We start from the raw sequence: 21,527 nt of genomic DNA on the forward strand, positions 1-21,527 counted from the left end.
CGGGCCACCCTGGAGGTCGCCGACTACGGCGTCTCCTCGTCCGGCAGTTCCGTCACTCGCTCCAGCATGATCGCCTCCCATGCCCGCCGCAGCCGGGCACGCAGGATCGGCAGCGGGGTCCGGTCGCGGCCCTCGACTCCGGCGGCGAGGCCGACGAGCGTGTCGCAGCGGGCGAGCCACAGACCGCGCAGGCAGGGGCGGGCGCCGTAGCCGGCGAGGGTGGCGGCGCGCACCGCCGCGGGGGCACCGACGGCGACGGCGAGCGCGGCGATGTCCTCGGCCGGGTCGCCGATGACCGCGTCGTTCCAGCCGAGAACGCCGCGCACGCGCCCGTCGGCGCTGACCACGAGGTGTTCGCCGCCGAGGTCGTGGTGCACCAGGACGGCGGCGCCGGGCTGCGCGCCCAGCTGCCGGGCGGCGGGGGCGGTGAGCTGGGCGAGGCGGGCGGGGTCGAACTCGTCGTCCTCGGCCAGGCGCCCGGCGGCACGCGAGGCGGCCGTGCGCAGCGCCTCCAGGGAGCGCGCCGCGACACGCGGGACGCCCAGTGCCTCGGCCTGGCGCACGGGTACCTCGCGCAACCCCGTGAGCAGCCCCGCGAGGTCCGCCTCGCCGAGCGCCGAGACGCCCAGCTCCTCGCCGGTGGTGCCGGGCAGGCGTGTGTCGAGGGTGTAGCCGAGACCGGCGGCCCACTCCCCGTGCGCCACGCTCGTGGGGACCGCCATCCCGACGCGCGACCGCACCAGGGCGCGCAGCCGCAGCTCGCGGCGCTGGCGGGCGGAGGCGTCGCGGTCGGGGGCCAGCCGCAGCACATGACGTGTACCGACCCACCAGGTGGAGTGCTCCCCGCCCTCGGCGACGGGCGTCACCTCGGGTCCGTCGCCGTCGTGGAGCAGGGAGCGGACCAGTCGGCGTACGGTCTCCGCCGTCGGTGTCGGTGCCTGGGTCATGATCGCGCCGTTGTCGTCTCGGGGGCGTGCTGGGGGCTCCTGGTGCCGGATCGGCCGACCGCCGCCGCCTCGGGGTCACATCGTGGTCGGCCGGACTCCTCTCAGTCGACTATCGCCAGCTCACGCGGCGTGTTGTTGAGCCGGCGCCCGCCGTCCTCCGTCACCGTCACGATGTCCTCGATACGGACCCCGAATCGGCCGGGCAGATAGATGCCGGGCTCCACCGAGAAGCACATGCCCGGGACGAGCGGCTGTTCCTCACCCTCGATCATGTACGGCGGCTCGTGCGTGGTCACGCCGATGCCGTGCCCGGTGCGGTGGATGAAGTACTCGCCGTACCCCGCCTCCGCGATGACCGCGCGGGCCGCCCGGTCCACGTCCTGGCAGGCCGCGCCCGGTGCGACCGCGCGGAAGCCCGCCTCCTGGGCCGCGCGCACCAGATCGTGCACCCTGCGCTCCTCGTCGGTCGGTTCGCCCACGTGGACGGTGCGGGAGGTGTCGGAGCCGTAGCCGTCCTTGAGACCCCCGAAGTCGAGGACGACCATGTCGCCGCGCTCGATGACACGCGCGCCGGCCTCATGGTGCGGGTTGGCCCCGTTGGGGCCCGAGGCGACGATGGTGAAGTCGACCTGCGCGTGCCCGAACCGCCGCAGCAGATCGGCGAGATCCGCGGCGACCTCCCGCTCCCGGCGTCCGGCGAAGGCAACCTTCCGGATCTCCTCGTAGGCCGCGTCCGCCGCCGCGCCCGCGGCCGCCAGCCGGTCGAGTTCCGCGGCGTCCTTGACGGCCCGCAGCATGGGAAGGGCGCGGGTGAGCGCCACATGGTCGACGTCCGGGCGCCGTTCGCGCAGGCCGAGCAGGTGCAGGGCCCAGGCGTTGTCGCTGATGCCGTAGCGGCCGCCGGTCCCGAGCAGGGAGGCGGCCACCTCGTAGGGGTCCTGGCCGTCGGTCCAGTCGCGCAGCGTCAGCGCGGGCGCGCCGGACGCCTCCGCCGCGTCGGGCGCCTCCAGGGTGGGCACGACGAGGACGGGGTCGTATCCGGCCCGCAGCACCAGCAGGGTGAGACGTTCGGTCTCCACCGGCCGGTATCCCGTCAGCCACACCAGATCGGGCCCCGCCGCGATCAGCAGCCCGGCGAGCCCGGCCGCCGCGGCGGCTTCCGCGGCGCGCCGCATCCGGGCCGCGTAGTCCTCGGCGGTGAAGGGGGCGGGGGCGCCTGTGTCGGGCGGCGCGGGCGTGCCGGTCATCCATAACCTCCGTGGGTCCGGATTCTCCCAGGTCTACTACGGCTCTACGGGTCCGCGGGTCCGCGGGTCCGCGGGTCCGCGGGTCCGCGGGTCTACGGGTCTACGGGTCTACGGGTCTACGGGTCTACGGGTCTACGGGTCTACGGGTCTACGGGTCTACGGGTCTACGGGTCTACGGGTCTACGGGTCTACGGGCAGCATCCTGCCCTTCCGCCGGGACGGAGGCGAGCCCATCGCGACCATGACGGCCCGGCGGGTCGAGCGGCACCCCGCCGACGGCACACCGGGTCACCCCGGCGTGCCGCGTACCCGCTCCAGCAGCCGTTCCGCCAGGACCGCAGCGGCTCCCCGCGGGGCGCCGCCGTGCAACAGTTCCGAGCGGTGGACGACGCGTGGCGCCGTGAGCGGGACGGCGACGGTGCCGGGCGGTCCGGTGGCCGCCGAGCGCGGCAGCAGGGTCAGTCCGTGGCCCGCGGCCGCCAGCGCGGTGAGCGTGCGCAGATCGGTGCCCTCGTAGCGCAGTGCCGGTGCGAAGCCCCGGCCGCCGGTCGCGGCGCGGAGCTGAGCGAGCGGCAGGCCCGCGTCCGGGGCGTCGATCCAGCGGGCGTCGGCCAGGTCGCCGAGCCGTAGTCCGGAGCGTCCGGCGAGGGGATGGGTCCGCGGCAGGAGGACGCACACGGGCTCCTCCCCGGCCCCCTCGGTCGTCAGCGGCCCCACATCGGGCAGCGGCAGCGGGTCGCTGGGGGCGGCCAACCCGTCGACGAGACCCAGGTCCGCGCGGCCCGTGGCGACCGCTGCGGGGACCTCGTCCCGGGTGGACACGCGCAGCGTGACGCCCGCGGCGGGCAGTGCGGACAGGACGTGCGCTCCGAGCACGGTCGGCGTCGCCGCGAGCGTCACCCCGAGCGCGGGCGCCGCCGCCATGCGGGCCACGTCGGCCCGGGCCGCCTCCAGGCGCAACAGCAGCGGCCCGGCGTGTTCCAAGAGCCGTTCGCCCACCGTGGTGGGGGCGACCGGACGCCGGGTCAGCAGGGGCGCGCCCAGGTCCTGCTCCAGCGCGGCGATGTGCTGCGACACCGCGGACTGGGTGTAGCCGAGCTCGCGGGCGGCCTCCGAGAAGGAGGCGAGCCGGGCCACGGTGACGTACGTGCGCAGGAGGTGTGGGTCCATGCGGTCCAGCATTCCGCACGGCATCAGCGTCGCTTATCGAGGGTGCAGCAATCATCGTTGGACGCGAACCCGGCCGTGCGCCAAGGATGGCCGGCATGACAGCACACGCCCCGCACACCGCGCGGCTCGCCCTGGTCGGCGACCACTCCCCCAACGTCGTCTCGCACACCCGCATCCCCCTCCTGCTCGCGACGCTCGCCGAGCGCGACCGGCTCGTCCTCGACGCCTACTGGATCTCGTCCGAGGACGCCGAGGACGAGGGCGCGGTCCGTGGCTTCGACGCGGTGTGGGTGGTGCCGGGCAGCCCCTACCGCAGCGAGGCCGGCGTGCTCGCCGCGATCCGCACCGCCCGGGAGGAGGGCATCCCCTTCCTCGGCACCTGCGGAGGGTTCCAGCACGCGCTGCTGGAGTACGCCCGCGGCGTCTGCGGTCTGCAGCGGGTGGCGCACGCCGAGAACGACCCCGAGGCCGACGACTTCCTCATCGAACCGCTCGCCTGCTCCCTGGTGGGCCACGAGGCGGCGGTCCGGATCGAGCCGGACTCGCTGGCGCAGTCGGTGACCGGCTCCGAGCGGACCGTCGAACGGTACTTCTGCGCGTACGGACCCTCCCGGCACCTCGATACCCTGCGGGCGCACGGACTGCGGTTCAGCGGCCACGACGAGGACGGCCAGGTACGCATCGCCGAACTCCCCGGCCATCCCTTCTTCCTGGCCACCCTCTTCCAGCCGGAGCTGGCGGGCGACGGCTCGCGCCCGCACCCGATCGTGCGGGCACTGGCACGGGCCGCGGTGGGGCACGCGGCCGACCGGGAGCGGGTGCGCCCGGTCTGACCCGCGCCGGAGCCGGTGGTACCCGGCCCGGCGTGCGGTCAGCGTGCCACCGGTTCCGCCCACCGGGTGAGGGCCGGCGGCAGGTCCGGTACGAAACCGTGGGCGCGCCGGGCCAGGTCGGCCGCGCCGTAGCGACGGCAGTCGCGGTGCCACTTCAGGATGCCGGACATGTAGTTCTGCAGGTCCACGACATAGCCGTCCATGGTCTTGCGCGCCTGTTCCGAGAGCTTGAAGTCGTCGTAGAGGACGGGCAGTTCATGTGCGGCCACATGCTGGAACTGCTGCATGCGCTGCGTCATCAGGTCGTGGACGACGCGCAGGGCGGTCGGGTAGTCGCAGCCGAAGAAGTTCTGTACGACGAGGAGGGCGTTGTGGATCTCGCCCTCGTACTGGATCTCCTTCTGGTACGAGAACACGTCGTTGATCAGCATCGCGTAGTCGATGCCCGCGTTCTCCAGTGAGCGGACCGTGCCGCTCCGGTACACCTCGGCCGGGACCTCGGGGCCGTGGCCCATGCGGCACAGGTTCTTGGTGAGGTCGGCACCGAAGGTGGCGCGGCGCATCTCCAGGTAGTCGACGGGGTCGGGGATGCGGTTGAGGAGCTGGTTGGCCAGCTCCCACAGCCAGCTCTCGGTCATCGTGTCCACGGCGGCGCGCAGGGTGCGCCGCTGGTCCGCAGTCATGCCGGCCGTGGTACGGGTCCACAGGTCGATCAGCCCGCGCTCCATGCCGTTGACGGGGACGGGGAGTTCACCGCCGTCGACCGGCATGCAGGACGACAGCCGCCCGGTGCACACTCTGGCCGCCGCGAGGTCGCGCCGCTGACCGAAGACGAGCGGATAGTAGTCGTCGCCGTAGGTGCCCCAGGCCAGCCACTGGGAGCTGAGGTCCAGCGCCTCCTGTGTGGCGTCCGGGTCCAGACCGGCCGCGCAGAGCGGGAGGTCGTACGCCACGAGCTTGTCCTCGTCCCAGACGCCCTCCTGGAGCATGCCCGTCCGGTGCATCCAGGGGGTGAGACGGCGGCGGGCGCCGTCCAGGTGGGGGCTGAGCTCCACCTCGTAGGGCATCTGGAAGTCGGGGATCAGTGAGGGTCCCACGTGCTGGAAGGGGACATGGGTGTACGCGCGCAGGCGCTCGGCCCCGGCGTCGGCCAGCAGCCCGCGCACATCGGCGGCGAACGTGCCGACGCCGGAGAGCCCGAAGGGCCGGCCCGTGGAACGCGCGCCCTCGTTCATGTAGCGGCTGGACCTCATGTGCCATTCGTGGCCGCCGGACTGCCAGTCCTGCAGGCCCCGCGCGTACGCGGCGACGGCGGCGACCTCGTCCTGGGTGAGGCCCTTGTCCACGGCCAGCGCGGGCACTTCGGTGAGCGCGGTGTGCTCGAACTGGTGCAGCCGGGAGGTGAGGATGTCGTTGACGGTGTCGGCCGCCCGCTGCGTGTCGCAGCCGAAGAAGGTCTCCAGGACGAGGACGCCGTTGCTGAGTTCGCCCTCCTCCTCGACCTCGCGCTGGTAGGAGAAGAGGTCGTTGCGCAGGTGGACGGCGTCGGAGAACGTCTCCATGAGCACGCGCAGCGGCCGGGACGCGGCCACGGAGGCGGGCACCTCGGCGGTCGCGAACTCGACGAGCCCCGCGGACCAGGGGGCGCCGCCCACCTTGCGGCGCATCTCGATGTACTCGACGGGGTTGGCGATCCGCCCTTCGCCGATGTTGGACAGCTCCCACAGCGACTCGTTGAGCAGGTGCTCGGTGGCGACGGCGAACCGTCTGCGCCAGTCCAGGGACATCGACGGCACCGTGCGCGCCCACAGGTCGGCGAGCCCGGCCTCCACGGGGTTCTCCGGCTCCGGTACGGGGGTCGCGAGGTCCGGCGGCATGAACAGGGGCAGCCGGTCCAGGTAGGCCTTGCCGCCCTCGCGGTCCTGGGTGCGCTTGAAGGTCTCCAGGAAGTGGTCGTCGAAGAAGAACACCCACACGTACCAGTCGGTGACGAGGCAGAGGGCCGGGCCGTCGCAGTCGGGGTGTGTGTACGCGCAGAGCAGCCCGTAGTCGTGCGCGTCGAGGTCGGACTGTTCCCAGACACCGGACCCCTCCAGCATGCCCATGGCGCGCGCCCATTCGGTGGAGTGGGCCCGCGCCTCGTCGACACACGGGTTCAGCCGTGCGGGGTACGGCATGTAGAAGTGAGGAAGTCGGAACGGCTGCGTCATGGCCGGGCACTACCCGTGGCTCCGCCGGGGCATCCGCGGGACAGGCCATGATCACACCATCGCGTGAATCGGGGGCGCGGGGCCGACGATGTCCGTCCCGGGGACCGGCGGGATGTGGGGCGCCCCGGCTCGCCGCACCGCCCGGAAGACTCGTCCCCGACTTCATCAACGGCATCAAGTCGCTGCCGCTGCACCTGAGGTGACCGCTCAGGGCCGCACCTGGATGAGGGCGTGCGCGCCGCTCGTGCGCCACCGCTGCCCCTCGGCGGCGATCAGCGCGGCCTCCGTGTCCGCGTCCAGCCCCACGATCACGTCGGACTTCAGGGTGCGCAGCGCCGCGACCGGGCCGGGGAAGCAGGCCGTGACGTCCGCGAACGGTGTCGTGGGCGGGTACAGCCGGTCACCCACGAGACGGCGGTAGTTGAGGTCCCCCTTGAAGATCGTCAGGTCCGCCGCGGTGAACTCCGTGCGCAGGTCCTCCGGCATGTCCGCGTACGGAAGCGGCGTACAGGAGAAGGGGTGCGCCCGGACCGTGAGGCGGCCGTCGGTCATCGCCGCCCACAGGCGCTCGCCCGCGCCGGCCGCGGCACCCTTCGCGCCGGTCAGCCGCCGCACCGCGTCCACGACATCGGCCGTCGTGGCGTCGGAGATGTAGTAGGGGTACGCCTTCACATGCAGCAGGGCCCGCCGGGCCCGACCGTGGTGCAGCAGATGGTCGAGCAGCAGCAGGTCCGGGATCAGCTCCCGGCCCGCGTTGTCGGCGACCAGGCAGACGGTGTCCACGGGCAGCAGTGACCAGAGCACTTCGCTGTCGTCCGCGACGAGTTGGGAGACCGCCGCGGTGGCGCCGGGTGCGGAGAGACGGAAGCCGAGGTCCGCGCGGTTGCCCCAGAGCGAGCCGTGGAGCAGCGCCCGCGCCTGCTCATCGACCGGCTGCTCCGTCAGCCGGTCGAGCGCCACCAGCTCCTCGTCCGTCTCCGGGGAGTCGAGTTCGGCCAGCTTGAAGGGGCGGAAGGGGTCGATGCCCCGCCATGCGCCGGGGCCGAAGTAGCCGACGGCCTGGAGGAGATGGCGGTAGAAGTAGCTCTCGGACCAGAGGAAGGGGACCTCGAACCAGGAGCGGCCGAGGTACTCCCGGGCGCCCCATTCCGCCCACTGCTCGTCGTCCTCCGTGCCGAGCGGTTCGATGACGCCCTCGGTGGCGCTGGTCAGCAGCGCGTCGAGCGCGTGCCGCTGCTCAGGGGCGTACGGAAAGGCGTCCCGCACCGCGCGGAGGAGCGCGGGATGCCGTGCGGCGAGCACGCCGTGCGGGAAGGTGCCCGGTTCGTCGGCGAGGATGACGGGGGCGTCAGGCATGGTCTTGGGTTCCTCCAGGGCCGGTCAGGATCCCGGGGGGCAGGTCCACGTCCTTGAACTGCTCCTCGAGCTGCTTCCCGTGGCCGGCCTCGGTCCACATGAACTTCTTGAACTGCTCCGGCGTCAGCAGACCCTGCCACGGAGTGCCACCGGGGCAGAACACCGACGCGCATCCGCAGCAGTAGTACGCCGATCGCCACAGCGCGTCGGTGCGGGACTCCCCCGCCTCCACGACGGCCCGCTCGCGGCCCTCGCCGCGCACCACGACGATCGTGCCGACGAACAGCAGTACGGCGAGCAGGGATCCGCCGATCGTGTAGAGCGGCTTGTGGTTGTCGAGGCCGCTGTAGGCGAGGGCGACGCCCATGCCGGCCATCACCATGCCCTCGACGAAGTGCAGGCATCGGTCGAAGCCCGACGGCGCGCCCGGCGACTGCGCCAGCCGGTCGGCCAGGCCGTCGCGTATCGACGCGTGGTCGGCGCAGATCTCCGGGACCGCCCGCACCCCGGCCGAGCCGCAGCCCGGACATATCACCTCAACTGCCCTTGGGGCGCCCTCGGTTGCCATGAGCCTACGCTAACGGGCGGCCGACACCGCATGTCATCGCCGGGCGACTGGGCGACTGGGCGACTGGGCGACTGGGCGACTGGGCGACCTTCGCCGGCGGCTTCCTTCCGGCCGCCCTCGCGCCGGACCGCGGCGGTGAACGCGCGCCGCCGTTCTCCCGTACTCCCCGACACGACCCGTCGGACCGATGTGCCTGGAGACTCCGGATGACCGCACACCGCACCGCCGCCGTGGCCGCCGTCGCCATGGCGGTCACGCTGCTGCCGGCGATCCCGGCCCTCGCCCACGGCGCGCCCACGGATCCGGTCAGCCGGGTGGTCGCGTGCTCGCCCGAGGGCGGCAGTCATACCCGGACCGTGGCCTGCAGGGCGGCGATCGCGGCCAACGGCGCGCCGTTCACGGCCTGGGACAACCTGCGGGTGGCGGACGTGAACGGCAGGGACCGGCAGCTCATCCCGGACGGTCGGCTGTGCAGTGGAGGGCTCCCCGCCTACCGGGGCCTCGACCTGGCACGCTCCGACTGGCCGTCGACCCGGCTCGCACCGGGTGCGGCACTGACGATGACGTACGGCTCGACGATCCCGCACACGGGCACGTTCAAGCTGTTCCTGACGAAACAGGGGTACGACCCCACGAAGCCGCTGACCTGGTCCGATCTGCCGACGCAGCCGTTCGCCCAGGTCACGGACCCGCCGCTGACGAACGGCGCGTACCGGATCGGGGCCAGGCTCCCCGCGGACCGGTCCGGCCACCACGTGCTCTACACGATCTGGCAGAACTCCAGCACCACGGACACGTACTACTCGTGCTCGGACGTGGTGTTCCCGGCGTCCGGCACGTCCCGCGGTTCCGGGACCGCCAAGGGCGGCGGGGCTTCGTACACGCCTGTGCCGTCACCGTCGTCGAGCGGCGCGTCGCCGAGCGGTTCCCCGGCGGCCGGTGACTCGGCGACCACCGTACCCGGCACCCCGGCGGCGGCCACCGCGCCCCGCGCCGAGGGCGGCCCGTCGGTGCCGCTGCTGGCGGGCTGTGCCGCGGCGGTCGTCGTGGGCGCCGGGGGTGTCGCGCTGGCCGTGCGCCGCCGCCGCGGCTGAGAGGACCGCTCCGGCTCCGCCGGGCCCCGGAAGCGGTCGTCGGCAGCGGTTCAACGGTGTTGGGGCCCCGTCGGCTCCGGGGCTCCGGACGACGCAGACGGGGTGCGACCGGGCGCGGGGCCGCGGGTGACGCGGCGAGCGGTCGCGGCACCCCACAGCAGGGCGATCAGGGTCGCGGTGTGTACGGGAGTGAGGGCACCGAAGATGCCACGCCTTCGCCCGACGAGGGCGATCAGCGTGCCGAGCGCGGCCCCCGCCAGGGCCAGCTGGACGGAGCGTGCGGAGACGGTCCGGGCCGCGGTCACCGCGCGCAGGATGCGCCATGCGTCCGACAGACCGTCACCGCAGACCAGGTCGGCTGACCAGGAGGCCTGGGCACCCGGGGCGTCGTGCATCGCGATCGCGATGTCCGCGGCCGCCAGCGCCTCGGCGTCCTCGCCCGAGACCACCAGTACGCCCTCGCCGTGGTTCTGCAGCTCGCGTACTCGGTCCTCGAGGCGTTCGCCGGCGCCGACGACCTGGTCGGCCAGGGACACCAGCTCAGGAACGCTCTCGTTGTGTGTGAGCACGACGCGCGCCCCGGTGGAGCGTGCCGCCGCCAGGACCGGCACGGCCAATGGATCCAGCCCGCCCTTCGGCTCCTGCCGCCGGTTCGCCAGCACGGCCGAGTCGATCACGACGGCGGAGATCCGGTCGAGAAGGCGCAGTGCCGACGGGTCGAGAGGTACGACGCCACGCCTGGCCAGCTCGCGCCCGACCGTCGCGGCGAAGCCCTCCCTCCCGTAGCGGGCGGCCCTGGGGACGGCGGCCAGCAGCGCCTCCCCCGCCCGCCTCGGACTGCCCGTCAGCGCGAACACCGAGGCCGCGACGAGCGGGGCGAACGGTGCCAGCTGTGCCTCCCACCGCTCGATCGGGCCGGGCGGACGCGCCCTGGCCCGCATGTGCCGCGCCGGCCGGCTGTGCGGAACGCAGTGCGGGCCGGGGCACAGGTCCCTCTCGCGCCGCTCCCACACCTGACGCCGGGCGCGGATCTCCCCGAGCAGCAGCATCCGGGTGACCACGTCGACGGCGGGCATGGCGATGCCGTCACCCAGCCCGTTGACGGTGGCGCTGAGCAACGAGAGCAGCAGATCGGTCTGCACCGGCCCGATCCGCCGTACCAGGGGTCGCCGCAGCTCGCGCTCCAGCTCCAGCGCGGCCACCGCCGCGGGCACCGCGCGGGGCAGGGACGGCAGATGGAAGAACCTCTGGGCGACTCCCGCGGCCACCGCGGCGCAGTCGACCAGCAACTCGGTCACCACGGCCGCGACCGGTGCGTCGTCGCCCGGAGTGACCGGCTGCGCCCAGGGGAAGTCCGAGTCGTGCACGCCGTGGGCTTCCTCCACCGCCCTGACCGCGTCCAGCAGCCGGTCGACACTGACGCTGCCCTCGTCGAAGGCCAGGAGGACCTGGCCGGTCACGGCGTTGACCTCGGCCCATTGCACCCCGCTCAGTCGGCGCAGGGAGCTGGTCACCCCTTGGACCAGCCCCTCCCGCGTGCGGCCACCGAGCTCAAGGCCCCGTACCTCGATATGCGCACGGCCGTGACCGGACCAGATACGGCGGATGTGCCGCCGCGCATGGAGATCGACCAGAGCACGCCCCGCCCGAACGGCCCGGCTGGGCGTCGCCGCGGCGGTCCAGGCCCCGCACCGGGCAGCCGACACCGCGACACGCCCAGCGCTTCCGGCGGCCCGCATACCGACCCTCGTCACGCCGGTCGTCGCCCCGCCGACCGTCCTGACCGCTGCCGCCCCCGCGCGCCCGGCGGTACGAGCACCTGCTCTGCCCAGGGCCTCCGCCCCGGTGAGCCCGGCACGGGTCACGGCCATCAGGGCCCCTCGCGCCTGGCCGACGGGCGCTGTCCGGGTCAGGTTCCGACCCGGCAGGGCGGAAATGGACGCCATGCTTCCAGCCACCCCGAACGGGTACCCGCGAAGCTCGGCCGACACCTCGATCGCGGGAAGCGCCACGTCAAAGCGCCGGAGACGGTCGGCGCCGGTTCCCGCGCGGTCGCCCCCGTGACCGGAGTGGCCCGCCGATCGGGCGTCTCCTCGCCGCCGCCTTCGCCGGACCAGTCCCGGCCCGGCGTCGGCGGCCGCGGCCCCGGCGGTGGGCACGGCACGGGCGTTCCGGGGCCTGGACACCGACTCGTCCAGGCGCACGGCACGGACCCATGAAGGCCGTCGGGCGGCCTCAGTTGACGTGGACCACCGGGTTCCCCGACTGGCTGGTGTCGGTGACCGGGGCGTACTTCGCCGTGAAGTAGCCGTTGGCGAAGCACAGGGACGAGCCGGAGGACTTCGTGAACTGCTGGTTGGTGAAGGTGATGCTGTTGTCGGTGTTGCCGGCCGTCCCGGTCAGGCTCGGGGCCCGGTAGACACAGGTGATCGTGCCGAGCAGGGTGCGCAGCTTGACGGTGGTCTGGATGGTGGAGCCGGCGGCCGGGGTGACGGTGATCGTGCCGTCGGAGGCGACGGTGGTGGTGTAGGGCAGGTTGTCGACGGTGATGCCGGTGACGCCCAGGACGCCGACGACGTTGCTGGTGCAGCCGGCGCTGTCGAAGGTGTGGCCGGTGAGCGACTCGGTCGCCGTGCCGGGTGCGGCGGGGTTGGCGGTGACGGTGGCGGTGAACGTGGACGAGGTGCAGGAGACGCCGCTGGTGCCGGTGCTGCTGGAGTAGAGCGTGGCCGCGGTGCCGCTTGCGAGCGACGCGTTGAGGACGTCGCCGACGGCGACGGCGGTCCCGCCCGCGCTGCCCGTGGTGAGGACGGTGCCGTCCGCGGAGGCGGGGGAGGCCGTGGCGACCGCGAGGGCCGCGACGGCGCCGGCGACGACGAGCAGGGATCGGGTCGTACGCATCGGGGTGCCTCTTCTCCGAAGTGGGGGGCTGTGCGGGTGGGTGTGCCGCTGCCGGCCCGTGACGCCTTCTCCGTACGTGACGGGCCGGCAGCGACCGCCGGATCACCGGGGGGATCACGGACAGGGGAAGGCGACCGTGCCGGTGTCGCGAGGGTGATGGATCGCGGTCGCACGTGAAGGATCCGTGCATCGCACCGCGCGCGGAGGTGTCACGAACGCCCCGGGAGGACGGGGCCGGGAGAGTGACGTGCGCCGTGCGAAGGATCCGGCGCCACGGATCCATGGAGAGAACAGTGGATGTTGTAGACCTGATGCGTCGTCAACGTCAAGACATTGGGGCGGAGTTGGTGAGTCGGGGCGGGAGCTGCGCAGGTCGGCCCGTGGTGTCGGTGAGAACCTTCGGCACCCGGCGGGCACAGGCGCCACACAATCGACACCTCTCTGCCACAACTGTCTTGACCGTCGACTGTAACCCCCGGTAACTTCCTCGACGGCCACTGCCGCGCCACGAGAAAGCCCTTGCACGCGCCGGGAGGTGTGAGGAGGCGTACGCGGCAGCCCCTGTCCGCGCCAGGACAACGTGCCGGCGAAGCCCCATTCGCATCGACCATGCCCAGGAGCAGACATGGCCTCGTCCTCGGACGCCACGGCGTCCACCGGTTCCACGCCCGAACATCCGGAAAGCGGTTCCGCCGCCGAGGGGTCGTCCGAGAGACCCGGACGGGTCCGCCTGCGCCGCGCCGCGGTGATGGCGGTGCCTGCCACCGCGATCGCCGCGGGTCTCGCGATCATGACCGCCCAGGGAGCGCTGGGCGTGCAGTTCGCGATCTCCGGTATGCCGTTCACGGTCACCGCCACGGACCTGACCGGCACCGGGTTCGAGCAGTTCGGCAACCTCGACAACATGGCGGACGGCAGCCCGAACGCCGGCGACACCGGCGGTCAGGTGCTGGTCGTCACCTCCGCCATCAAGAACGCGACGCTCACCAAGCTGTGCCAGAGCGTCGACCTCGGCGGGACGAACCTGCTCATCACCGCGGGCGGCGGCAAGGACAAGGTGATCGCCAGTGATCTGACCACCGACTCGACCGTCCTGTCCGGCGATGCCGACTTCACCAAGATGGAGATCGGCAACGACGCCAGCACGCTGAACAAGGCCGGGGTGCAGGGCAACAAGGGCGTCTTCAGCCAGCAGGCCGACACGGTCCACATCGCCAATCTGCGGCAGACCAACTACGCCACCACGGCGGGGGTGTTCAAGCTGCCAGGGCTCAAGCTCGGCTTCAGCGACTCGGGTTGCCCGTGACGGGCCGGCCGAGGCGCGCCTTCCGGCGGTGGCGGGCGAGGAGACCCTTCTGGGGCGGACTGCTGCTGACGCTGGGCGGGGCGGAGATCCTCCTCACCGAGAAGGCGTCCCTCAAGGTGGTCCTGCACATCGGCATGCAGGGTCTGGCCGGGTACCTGCTGCCGTCGGTGATGCTGCTGTGCGGTCTGCTGACCCTCTTCAACCCGGCCCAGCGCCTGTTCTACTCGAGCATCGGCGTGATGCTCTCCCTGGGCACCTGGCTCACGTCCAACCTGGGCGGCTTCATGATCGGGCTGCTGCTGGGCGTGACCGGGAGCTGCCTGACGTTCGGCTGGCTGCCGGACCAGGAGCCGCGGGCCGGCATCCTGCGCCGTCGCCGTGCCCCGTCCCCCACCGCCGACTCGGCCGCGTCCTGACCCCCCGGCCCCTCGGCGAGCGGGCTCCGGCGCCCCGACCCCCCACCACCACCGGGGCTCCCGACGGATCCCGCTCGCCGAGGCCCCCTCAGGGCTCCCGCTTGGCGGTCACCGTGAAGCGCGCACCGTCCGGGTCGGCCAGCATCGCCTCCTCGGCGCCCTCCTCCCACTGCACGACGGAGCCGCCGTGCTCGCGAGCGGCCCGGACACAGGCGTCGACGTCGGCGACCGTGAAGTTGACCTGCCAGTGCGGGCGGATCGTGGGGTCGGGCGCCGACTCGACCGCCCCCGAGTGGATCCGTGCCACCACCACTCCACCACTGCGCAGGATGACCTCGTCGCCCTCGTAGTGCACCTCGACGGAGCCGGGGCGCGCGGAGGCCCAGTCGAGGACCTCACCGTAGAAGATGGCGGCGTCGAAGGCGTCGCGCGTGTGCAGCCGGATGAAGGTGGGGGCGGCCTCGCGCCACCGCTCCCAGCCCGTCATGAGCGGGCCCTCCCAGACGCCGAAGACGGCTCCGTCGCGATCCGCGAGCAGCGCCGTCCGGCCGGGCGGGAGGGCGATCGGCCCGACGGCCGCGGTGCCGCCGCGCTCCCGGCAGCGGGCCACGACCTCGTCGGCGCTGGCGACCGCGAAGTACGGGGTCCAGGCGACGGCCATCTGCCACATCGAGGCGACGGCGGCGATCCCGGCGACCGGCACCCCGTCCGCCAGGGCCACCCGGAACCGGTCGCCGAGGCTGTTCGGCCGCCACTCCCAGCCGAGCACGGCCCGGTAGAACTCCTCCGCGGTCTCCAGGTCGCGCGTGGTCAGACTGACCCAGCACGGTGCGCCGAACACCGAGTCATCGGGGACCTCTCCCCTGCTGCGCCTCTCGTCCTTGACCATCACCACACCGCCCGGTTCCGAGGGGGAGGCAGCGGGCACCTCCCCCGTCGTTCGCTCAGGGCATCCGGGTACCCCGATCGTGCCCCTGCAAGGATGCGCCACCGGACGCCGGGCGTCATCCGGAGAGCGACTCGCCGGGCCTCAGGCGCCGACGCCCGGCGACCAGTGCGGGGCGCTGCCGGCCAGGCGGCAGGCGAGGAAGTACAGCGGGATGGGTGGCGTGTACGGTGAGTCACCGTCGGGGCGGTGGATCAGGGACGGACGGGGCGCGGGCCGCTCCAGGAGGGGTCCGCGCGACACACGTCCGGCTCCGGGCCCCCGTACCGCCCCACGCACGCGTCGACCGCGTAGCTCGTCGAGGACGGCCAGACGACGCCGATGTGGGACCCCGACGGGACGATCCACCACCAGCGGAGGTCGTCGGCGAACACGCAGCCGACGCGGGGCAGACAGTTCATGATCCGTACGCCGTGCTCCCGGGGGATGCCCACGGCGTCGTATCCGAGGGTGGGGGTCAGTTCTTCCGGGAGAGCCAGGCGCTGGGCGGGCTCCGGCGCGAGGAACGCGGTCGGGTGCGGCAGCGGGTCGAAGAGGTGGCACCAGGCGCCGGACGGATCGCACGGGAGGTCGATCGGATGCGGCCACGGACGGAGGGGTCGCACCGGGCGCCGGAGGGATGGCACGGGAGGTCGATCGGATGCGGCCACGGATCGGAGAGGTGGCACCGGGCGCCGAACGGATCGCACGGGAGGTCGATCGGATGCGGCCACGGATCGGAGAGGTGGCACCGGGCGCCGGACGGATCGCACGGGAGGTCGATCGGATGCGGCCACGGATCGGAGAGGTGGCACCGGGCGTCGGACGGATCGCACGGGAGGTCGATCGGATGCGGCCACGGATCGGAGGGGTGGTATCCGGGACGAGGACATCGCGATGTACGGAGCGATCGCCCGCAAGCCGTGAGGTAGGTGACACCCGGTGTGCACGGCGGCCGGACTTCTTGCTGAGCCGGCCGAGGTGTAGGTCGACCCCGCGTCCCGAGGGGGCGCGGGGAACCGCCACCGGCCACGGGCATCCCGCACCCGGCCAACCGCGGTCCCCCGACGGCGAGGGACGGCGATGGGGCGGGGTGCAGACGCAACGCCCTTGCCGGCCGTCGGCGAGCCGGACCACCCCGGCGACGTCCAGGCCCGTGCCGTCCAGTCGACACGGGCGCCCGTGGCCCCCGGGGGCGGGGACACCCGGCGGTCCCCACGCCGCGGGCGTCAGTCCAGGCCGGCCGACTTCAGCCAGGCCTTGGCGACGTCGAGCGGGTCCTTGTTGTCGAGCTGCACCTGGCCGTCCAGGTCCAGCAGGGCCGCCGTGTCGAGCTTCGCCGAGACCGTGTTGAGCGCGTCGACGCCCTTCTTGGACAGCCCCGACCTGTAGACCAGCGGCTGCACGTTCTCGAAGCCGAAGAGGTTCTTCGGGTCCTGCAGGACCACGAACTTCTCCTTGGAGATGCTCGGGTCCGTGGTGAAGATGTCGGCGGCCTGCACGGTGTTCTTCTTCAGCGCCGCCTGGGTCAGCGGACCGCCCGCGTCCAACGCCTTGAAGGACTTGAACTCCAGACCGTAGACCGTCTTCAGACCCACCAGGCCCTGCTGCCGGGTCTGGAACTCCGGCGAGGCACCGATGACCAGGTCCTTGGCGATGTCCTTGAGGTCCGCGATACCGGACTTCTCGGTGAGGTTGTACTTCTTCGCGGTGGCCGCGTCCAGGGTGATGGAGTCCTTGTCCTGCGCGGGCGCCGGGTCCAGCAGCGTCAGCTTGGAGTCGAGCTTGGCGTTGATGGCGGCCGTCGTGGCGGTGACCGTCTTCGGGGCGGCGTTCTTGTCGAGGTAGGCCAGCAGCGCGCCGTTGTACTCGGGCAGGACCGTGATGGAGCCGTTCTTCAGCAGGCCGTAGGTGGTCTCCCGGCTGCCGATGTTGGGCTTGTAGGTGACCTTGACGCCCTTGGCCTTGAGCGCCTCGCCGTAGATGTCGGCGAGCAGGATGCTCTCGGTGAAGTTGTTGGAGCCTACGACGACGCTGTCGCCGCTCGCCTTGTCGTTCGAGAGCGGGTTGTCGGACTTGGTGCCGGAGGACGAGGAACACCCCGCGAGCAGTGCGGCCGTGGCGGCGAGCGCGACGGCGGCCGCGCCGGGGAGTCTCCTGCTGGACATGCTGGTGTTCGTGGTAGAAGTCACGATTCCCGTTCCGGGCTCGGAGGATGAGGCAGGGCGTGGCGCAGCTGTGCGGGGTGCGGGCACCGCACCTCACTGATCCAATCCAGCTCGTTCTCGGTCAGTCAAGAGCATTCTGGTCACCGATTGGCCTCGATGCACGACTGGTTGAGGAGGCGGTCGTCTCGAAGGGGGCCAGTTGTCCGCTCCTGTCAGGCGCTTCTGCGCACCCCCGGGGACACGGCGGCCCGGGCCACCGCCCAGAACAGCGTGAGCGTCGCCAGCGCCAGTACGGCCACCAGCGTGGCACCGCCCACGACCTTCTCGTAGTCGCGCTGGTAGAGCCCGTCGACGATGTACCGGCCGAGGCCGCCGAGGCTGACGTACGCGGCGATGGTGGCCGTCGAGACGATCTGGATGGCCGCCGAGCGCAGCCCACTCAGGATCAGCGGCAGCGCGACGGGCACCTCGACCTGGAAGAGGATCTTCGGCTCGCTCATGCCCATGCCCCGCGCGGCGTCCACCGGGGAGGGGTCGACGGACCGGACGGCCTCGTACGTCGTCACCAGGATCGGCGGGACGGCGAGCACGACCAGCGGGATCATCACGGGCAGCAGCCCTAGCCCGAGCAGCACGAACATCAGCACCAGCAGACCGAAGCTGGGCAGTGCCCGGGCGGCGGTGGCGATGAAGGCGAGGGCGTTGCCGCCGCGTCCGGTGTGGCCGGTGAGCAGGCCCACCGGCAACCCGATGGCGGCGGCGACGCCGAGCGCCATCAGCGAGTACTGGACGTGCTCCCACGCCCGCGTGGGAATGCCGTCGTAGCCGTGCCAGTGGGCGCTGTCGCTGAAGAAGGCGCTGACGAAGTTCAGTACGTTCACCTGGCCGCGTCCTCCAGGGCGAGTGTCGTCGGTTCGGGTCGCGCCGTGGCCTCGGTCTTCCGCCTGCGCGTGGCGCGCGGCATCCAGGGCGTCAGCAGGACGCGTGCGAGAACCAGCGCGGCGTCCACGAGGATCGCCAGGACGGCCGTGGTGATCACTGAGTTCACCGCCAGCATCGGCCGGTGGTAGAACATCGCGTCGGCGAGCAGATTGCCGAGCGCGCCCTGATTGCCGATGAGGGTGCCGACGCTGACCAGGCTGAGGCTGGACACGGTCGCCACCCTGAGGCCCGCGAGGATGGCGGGCACGGCGATCGGCAACTGCACCTGGACGTAGCGGCGCAGGGGCCCGAACCCCATGGCGGTGGCCGCGTCCAGCGTCTCCTGCGACACCGAACGGATGCCGTCCACGATCGCCGGGACCAGCACCACCAGGCTGTAGACGGTCAGCGGGATCATCACGGTGATCTCGCTCAGGCCGGTGTAGTCGATGAGGACGACGAAGAACGCCAGCGACGGGATCGCGTACAGGATCGTCGTCACGCCCAGCACCGGCGGGTACAGCCAGCGGAAGCGCACGCACAGCTGGGCCACCGGCAGGGCCACCACCAGGCCGGCCAGGACCGGCAGCAGGGCCTCCCGCAGGTGCAGCCCGACGAGGCCGAGCCAGGTGTTCTGGAGGTCGCTCGGGAGGTGGAAGAACCCGTTCATCCGGCGACCTTCTCGTCCCGGTGGCCCTCGGCGTGGGCACGGCGGATCGCCTCGCCGATGGTCTGCTGCGAGACGACGCCCACCGCCCGGCCGGTGCCGTCCACGGCGACGGCCCAGCCGGTGGGCGAGAGTACGGCACCGTCGAGCGCGGCGCGCAGCGAGTCCTTGCCGTACTCGAACGGCCGCCCGTACGGCAGCAGTCGCTCCGCCGTGATCTCCCCGGCGGTCAGCTCCCCGGGCTCGCTCCAGCCGAGCGGTTTGCCGTCGATGCCGGTGACGAGCAGGTACGGCACCTCGGGCGTGGCGCGGGAGGCGATCTGCTCGGCGGAGGAGTCGACGGCGACGATCGGGGTCTTCGTCAGCTCCAGCGTCTCGGAGGTGAAGAACGACAGCCTCCGGATGCCGCGGTCGGCGCCGAGGAAGTCCTCCACGAACGCGTCGGCGGGGGAGGTGAGCAGCTCGGCGGGCGGCGCGAACTGGGCGAGTCTGCCGCCGGTCCGCAGGACGGCGACCATCGTGCCGAGCCGGATCGCCTCGTCGATGTCATGGGTGACGAATACGATGGTCTTGCCCAACTCGTCCTGGATCCTGAGCAGTTCCTCCTGCAGGCCCTTGCGCACGATGGGGTCGACGGCGGAGAACGGCTCGTCCATCAGCAGCACCGGCGGATCGGCTGCGAGCGCCCGCGCCACGCCGACGCGCTGCTGCTGTCCACCGGAGAGCTGGTACGGGTACCGCTTGGCGAGCGACGCGTCGAGGCCGACCCTCTCCATCAGTTCCCGGGCCCGGGTGCGGGCCCGGTCCTTGCTCCAGCCGAGCAGCCGGGGCACGGTCGCGATGTTGTCGAGGATGGTGCGGTGCTGGAAGAGTCCGGCGTTCTGGATGACGTAACCCATGGACCGGCGCAGCGAGTTCACCGGTTGCCGGCCGATGTCGACGCCGTCGAGGGTGATCGTGCCCTCGCTCGGCTCGACCATGCGGTTGATCATGCGGAGGGTCGTCGTCTTGCCGCATCCCGAGGGGCCCACGAGAACGGTGATCGAGCGGTCCGGTATCTCCAGCGACAGCCGGTCGACCGCCACCGTGCCGTCCGGATACCGCTTCGTGAGTGAATCTATCCGTATCAAAGCGCCGAATGCCCTTCGGGTGTGGCAGGAGCGGCCCGATCCCGGCCGTGTCGCAGGGGCCGCTGCCGGGAGAGTCTAGACGGCATGTGTTGCGGCTTCGTGGCGGATGACGTGCCCGAATCTCGGTGTGCCGCTGGGGCGGCCGGATGGAGGGGTCACCGCCCCAGGGAGAACCGCCCTACGCGCGTTGCCGTTCGACGGGCCGAAGAACTCGTTCTCGGCGATGGCGACCTGCTTGTCGTGGGACAAGGAGCGGCGGAGATCCGTCAGTCCGAAGGGCCCTGACGGCTGGGCCCATCCGTCCGCGGTCCCGGCCGAGGAGGCCCTGCGCGGGGGCGGCGCCCGCCGGACCGCGGGCGCCCGCACCGGACCGGCGGCGCTCACCGGCAGCGACCCGGATCGCCGCCCTCGCCGCCCTCGCCGCGGCCGGCCGTACCAACACGGGGATCGCCGAACTCCCGCACCTCGCGCGGCGCACCGTCGAGACCCACCGGGCCGGCACCTACCGCAGACTCGGCGTCCGTCGCCGCGCCGAACGCCCCGGGGCGCTCGGCCCGATTCCCGTCCCCGGGAACGGAGAAGTCGCCCCCGGCGGCGGCCCGGGGTGACCGTGCCTACGCCGTGCCCTCCTGTGGCTTCGGCCGTCGGCCGGGCGTGCGTGGCAGGGGCTCGGCTCCCCGGGGCCCGGTGGTGACCTCTTCGGAGTCGAGGAGGTCATCGCCGTACAGGCCCTGCAGCCAGTTGGCCTGGTAGATGGTGTCGAGGTATCGCTCGCCGAGGTCCGGTGCGATGGCCACCGCGGTCAGGCCTCGCGTGTCGTGCCGGGCCAGCCAGTCCATCGCGCCGCTGACCACCGTCCCGGTGGAGCCGCCGAACAGGAAGCCGCGTCGGGCCAGCCGGTGGCAGGCACGGATGGTGTCCACCTCCTCGACCCGGATCACCTCGTCCACGTAGGACTCGTCGAGCAGCGGCGGGCGCATGCTCATGCCCAGGCCCGGAATCATCCGGCGGCCCGGCTTGCCGCCGAAGCTCACCGAGCCCACGCTGTCGACCGCGATGATCCGCACCGGCCGGCGACGCTCCCGGAAGTAGCGCGCGCAGCCCATCAGGGTCCCGGTGGTGCCCGCCCCGACGAACAGCACGTCCAGGCGTGGGAACTCCTGGGCGATCTCCGGTGCCGTCGTGCGGTAGTGCGCCCGCCAGTTGCCCGGATTGGTGTACTGACTGAGCCACACGTACCGGTCGTCGGAGGCGCACAGCGCCCGGACGTAGTCGAGTCGCCTGCCGAGGAAGCCGCCGTTGGCGTCCAGGTCGGCGATGATGTGCACCTCGCTGCCCAGCGCCTCCATCAGCAGTCTGGTCGACAGGTTGCAACGGGAGTCGGTCACACACAGGAACCGGTATCCCTTGCTCGCGGCGATCATGCTGAGCGCCACGCCCAGGTTGCCCGACGAGGACTCGACCAGGATGGAGTCCGGTGTCAGGACGCCCTCCCGCTCGGCGGTCTCGACCATCTCGTTCGCGGCCTTCAGCTTGATCGAGCCGGCGAAGTTGAAGCCCTCGCACTTCAGGTAGAGGGAGCGCCCGAATATCGATCGGAGGTCGATGTAGAGCCGGCCTTCGTTGAAAGCGTGGGGAGCGGAGATGACGGGCACACTGGCCTCCTGA

19 protein-coding genes and 1 pseudogene are annotated in these 21,527 nt (G+C 72.4%); 5 read left to right on the forward strand and 15 right to left on the reverse strand.

Annotated elements, in window-relative coordinates:
- Nucleotides 1-23: 23 nt before the first annotated feature.
- The 3 genes from ASC56_RS29770 to ASC56_RS29780 form a co-directional block, all read right to left on the reverse strand.
- Nucleotides 24-947: an aminoglycoside phosphotransferase family protein gene (locus ASC56_RS29770; protein ID WP_055494670.1), complete on the reverse strand. Its 924-nt coding sequence runs from the start codon at nucleotides 945-947 to the stop codon at nucleotides 24-26.
- Between the two features lie 101 nt (nucleotides 948-1,048).
- The gene (locus tag ASC56_RS29775) at nucleotides 1,049-2,194 is read right to left on the reverse strand and encodes an aminopeptidase P family protein (RefSeq protein WP_055494671.1); all 1,146 of its coding nucleotides are present in this window, start codon (nucleotides 2,192-2,194) and stop codon (nucleotides 1,049-1,051) included.
- Between the two features lie 288 nt (nucleotides 2,195-2,482).
- Nucleotides 2,483-3,364 carry a LysR family transcriptional regulator gene (locus tag ASC56_RS29780; RefSeq protein ID WP_055494768.1) on the reverse strand — a complete coding sequence of 294 codons (882 nt, stop codon included), beginning with the start codon at nucleotides 3,362-3,364 and terminating at the stop codon, nucleotides 2,483-2,485.
- A gap of 95 nt (nucleotides 3,365-3,459) precedes the next feature.
- Between ASC56_RS29780 and ASC56_RS29785 the strand changes: the two genes are divergently transcribed.
- On the forward strand, nucleotides 3,460-4,197 hold the full coding sequence (locus ASC56_RS29785; protein ID WP_055494672.1) for a gamma-glutamyl-gamma-aminobutyrate hydrolase family protein: 738 nt from the start codon (nucleotides 3,460-3,462) through the stop codon (nucleotides 4,195-4,197).
- Nucleotides 4,198-4,235: 38 nt separating this feature from the next.
- On the opposite strand, the gene cyc2 is transcribed toward ASC56_RS29785, so the two are convergent.
- The 3 genes from cyc2 to ASC56_RS29800 all read right to left on the reverse strand — a co-directional run bounded on the left by cyc2 (nucleotide 4,236) and on the right by ASC56_RS29800 (nucleotide 8,331).
- Entirely contained in the window at nucleotides 4,236-6,407 is a 2,172-nt protein-coding gene (gene cyc2 / locus ASC56_RS29790; RefSeq protein WP_055494673.1) for a germacradienol/geosmin synthase Cyc2, read from the reverse strand.
- A 207-nt stretch (nucleotides 6,408-6,614) separates the two neighbouring features.
- A complete protein-coding gene (locus tag ASC56_RS29795; protein ID WP_055494674.1) occupies nucleotides 6,615-7,763 on the reverse strand; it encodes a damage-control phosphatase ARMT1 family protein in 1,149 nt (382 codons plus the stop codon).
- Nucleotides 7,756-8,331 (reverse strand): hypothetical protein, encoded by a 576-nt coding sequence (locus ASC56_RS29800; RefSeq protein ID WP_055494675.1) that lies wholly within the window; start codon nucleotides 8,329-8,331, stop codon nucleotides 7,756-7,758. The genes ASC56_RS29795 and ASC56_RS29800 overlap by 8 nt, the downstream gene beginning before the upstream one ends.
- A 206-nt stretch (nucleotides 8,332-8,537) precedes the next feature.
- Between ASC56_RS29800 and ASC56_RS29805 the strand changes: the two genes are divergently transcribed.
- Nucleotides 8,538-9,425 (forward strand): lytic polysaccharide monooxygenase, encoded by an 888-nt coding sequence (locus ASC56_RS29805; protein ID WP_055494676.1) that lies wholly within the window; start codon nucleotides 8,538-8,540, stop codon nucleotides 9,423-9,425.
- A gap of 50 nt (nucleotides 9,426-9,475) precedes the next feature.
- Here the strand turns inward: ASC56_RS29805 and ASC56_RS29810 are convergent, their stop codons facing one another.
- Nucleotides 9,476-11,296, reverse strand: a complete 1,821-nt coding sequence (locus ASC56_RS29810; protein ID WP_159039722.1) for a hypothetical protein — start codon at nucleotides 11,294-11,296, stop codon at nucleotides 9,476-9,478.
- A 364-nt stretch (nucleotides 11,297-11,660) separates the two neighbouring features.
- Nucleotides 11,661-12,326, reverse strand: coding sequence for a hypothetical protein (locus ASC56_RS29815; RefSeq protein ID WP_055494678.1), 666 nt, complete (start codon nucleotides 12,324-12,326; stop codon nucleotides 11,661-11,663).
- Nucleotides 12,327-12,951: 625 nt separating this feature from the next.
- On the opposite strand from ASC56_RS29815, the gene ASC56_RS29820 reads away from it, so the two are divergent.
- Both ASC56_RS29820 and ASC56_RS29825 read left to right on the forward strand, forming a co-directional pair.
- Entirely contained in the window at nucleotides 12,952-13,632 is a 681-nt protein-coding gene (locus ASC56_RS29820; RefSeq protein WP_055494679.1) for a DUF6230 family protein, read from the forward strand.
- Nucleotides 13,629-14,048 carry a DUF6114 domain-containing protein gene (locus ASC56_RS29825; RefSeq protein ID WP_107309377.1) on the forward strand — a complete coding sequence of 140 codons (420 nt, stop codon included), beginning with the start codon at nucleotides 13,629-13,631 and terminating at the stop codon, nucleotides 14,046-14,048. The genes ASC56_RS29820 and ASC56_RS29825 overlap by 4 nt, the downstream gene beginning before the upstream one ends.
- A gap of 88 nt (nucleotides 14,049-14,136) precedes the next feature.
- Here ASC56_RS29825 and ASC56_RS29830 read toward each other — a convergent pair whose 3' ends face one another.
- From ASC56_RS29830 to ASC56_RS29855, 6 genes are all read right to left on the reverse strand, one after another.
- On the reverse strand, nucleotides 14,137-14,937 hold the full coding sequence (locus ASC56_RS29830) for a VOC family protein (RefSeq protein ID WP_055494769.1): 801 nt from the start codon (nucleotides 14,935-14,937) through the stop codon (nucleotides 14,137-14,139).
- A gap of 251 nt (nucleotides 14,938-15,188) precedes the next feature.
- Entirely contained in the window at nucleotides 15,189-15,599 is a 411-nt protein-coding gene (locus ASC56_RS29835) for a hypothetical protein (RefSeq protein WP_063785024.1), read from the reverse strand.
- A 603-nt stretch (nucleotides 15,600-16,202) separates the two neighbouring features.
- Entirely contained in the window at nucleotides 16,203-17,141 is a 939-nt protein-coding gene (locus ASC56_RS29840; RefSeq protein ID WP_199836097.1) for an ABC transporter substrate-binding protein, read from the reverse strand.
- A gap of 212 nt (nucleotides 17,142-17,353) precedes the next feature.
- The gene (locus ASC56_RS29845) at nucleotides 17,354-18,022 is read right to left on the reverse strand and encodes an ABC transporter permease (protein ID WP_055494682.1); all 669 of its coding nucleotides are present in this window, start codon (nucleotides 18,020-18,022) and stop codon (nucleotides 17,354-17,356) included.
- Nucleotides 18,019-18,732 (reverse strand): ABC transporter permease, encoded by a 714-nt coding sequence (locus tag ASC56_RS29850; protein WP_055494683.1) that lies wholly within the window; start codon nucleotides 18,730-18,732, stop codon nucleotides 18,019-18,021. The genes ASC56_RS29845 and ASC56_RS29850 overlap by 4 nt, the downstream gene beginning before the upstream one ends.
- Nucleotides 18,729-19,859, reverse strand: coding sequence for an ABC transporter ATP-binding protein (locus tag ASC56_RS29855; RefSeq protein WP_055494684.1), 1,131 nt, complete (start codon nucleotides 19,857-19,859; stop codon nucleotides 18,729-18,731). The genes ASC56_RS29850 and ASC56_RS29855 overlap by 4 nt, the downstream gene beginning before the upstream one ends.
- A 313-nt stretch (nucleotides 19,860-20,172) precedes the next feature.
- Here ASC56_RS29855 and ASC56_RS42210 point away from each other — a divergent pair.
- Nucleotides 20,173-20,467 (forward strand): annotated as a pseudogene (locus ASC56_RS42210) (LuxR C-terminal-related transcriptional regulator); the annotation flags it as partial.
- 6 nt (nucleotides 20,468-20,473) lie between these two features.
- Here ASC56_RS42210 and sbnA read toward each other — a convergent pair.
- Nucleotides 20,474-21,514 (reverse strand): 2,3-diaminopropionate biosynthesis protein SbnA, encoded by a 1,041-nt coding sequence (gene sbnA / locus ASC56_RS29860; RefSeq protein WP_055494685.1) that lies wholly within the window; start codon nucleotides 21,512-21,514, stop codon nucleotides 20,474-20,476.
- Nucleotides 21,515-21,527: the final 13 nt, after the last annotated feature.

This window comes from Streptomyces sp. TP-A0356, assembly GCF_001417775.1.
In the GTDB taxonomy this organism is placed as follows: Bacteria; Actinomycetota; Actinomycetes; order Streptomycetales; family Streptomycetaceae; genus Streptomyces.